The following is a 1,489-nucleotide window of genomic DNA, read 5'->3' on the forward strand; positions in this document are numbered from 1 at the left end:
AGATGTGTATAAGAGACAGGTCCGTTGGCGGTACGGAAATGCAGAAAGCCAAGGGCATTGAGGACAGCGCAGAGAAGTTCTTCGCGGACATGATGAAGACCGGTCAGAAAATGAACGATCCGGAACTCGTCCGCGCGTTCATCAAGGCTTCGAAAGACGAATACGAGTGGGCGCTCAAGCAAGGCCTGAAGCCCTCGACGGTCGCCATTGCCGCCGGCATGAGCGTGCCGCGAGCACACGCTTTCGAACCCGCCGACGTGATCGGCCTCTACAACAAGTACGCCAAGAGCAAGGGCGCGGAAATTCGTCTCAACACAGCCGCAAAGCGCCTTATCTGGGACTCGGACGAAGGTCGTGTCGCGGGCGTTCGCATCGAACACAAGGAGCAGGCGAAGACGGTAAAGGCACGCTTCGGGGTTCTTCTTGCGGGCGGCGGTTTCTCCCGCAATCCGGATCTCCTCGGCAAATACGCTCCGCCGATGAAGTGGGCCTCCGTTATTGCCGGAATGGGCACGACGGGCGACGCGATGCTGATGGCTCAGGACTGCGGTGCGGACGTTTTGGACACCAACTACGTCAAGGCCTCCTACGGCTTCAAGCTCAATCCGACGAGCATCGCCGATATGACGACCATCTACTACGCCGGCGCCATCATCGTGAACAAGGATGCCAAGCGCTTCGTGAATGAGTCGCTCAGCTACAAGCTGCTCGGCGACGAGGCGCTCTCTCAGCCTGAGCACAAGAGCTGGCTCATCTTCGACGATGCCATTCGCCGCGAACAGATGAAGATCCGCGCGCTCGACAAGAAGATGTGGTCGCCCTTTGACGAGGGCAAGACCGTCCCGTACGCCGTGAGCGGCGCGACGATTGAAGAAGCGGCTCAAAAGGCCGGACTCGATCCGAAGGTCCTCGCTGCCACCATTCGCGAGTACAACGAAAACGCACCTGCCGGCAAGGACAAGCTCGGCCGTACGTCGCTCTCTTCGGGTTACGGCAAGCCCGTTCCGCTCGAAAAGGGGCCGTTCTTCATCATGCCGACCACGGCGGGCATGATCGGCACTTACTGCGGCGTCCGAATCGACACCGAAGCGCACGTCATTGACGTTTTCGGCGATCGGATCCCGGGGCTTCTTGCTGCCGGCGAGTGCACGGGCGGCGTTCACGGCGCGGCTTACATGACCGGCACGGCATTCGGCAAAGCCATCGCTTTCGGTCGCATTGCCGCTCAAACGATTGTCAAAGCAGCCGGCAAGTAACGCCGTAGTTGTCGTTTGACAGCATCACTCTCTCTCCTGACGCGAAGCGCCTGCCTCTCTCGAAAGAGGCGGGCGCTTCGCTTTTCCGCACACGCTGATCCGATTTTTCCAACGGTGTTCGAATTCTTGGTCCGTGAATGAAAGGCGATATATGGCTTTTTTTTTTCAAATCGTGTTTCTGATGAATTTATTTTATCGCACGCATGATTTTATGAAATTCATCAGCTTTAACC

At 57.7% G+C, this 1,489-nt stretch carries 1 protein-coding gene; it reads left to right on the plus strand.

What is annotated here, in order from left to right; translation table 11 throughout:
* Nucleotides 1-1,256: FAD-dependent oxidoreductase (locus H6A60_RS14470; RefSeq protein ID WP_205104650.1), on the plus strand; the 1,256-nt coding region annotated here is incomplete at its 5' end.
* Nucleotides 1,257-1,489 lie beyond the last annotated feature (233 nt).

Source organism: Sutterella massiliensis (assembly GCF_016899755.1).
GTDB lineage: Bacteria > Pseudomonadota > Gammaproteobacteria > Burkholderiales > Burkholderiaceae_F > Sutterella > Sutterella massiliensis.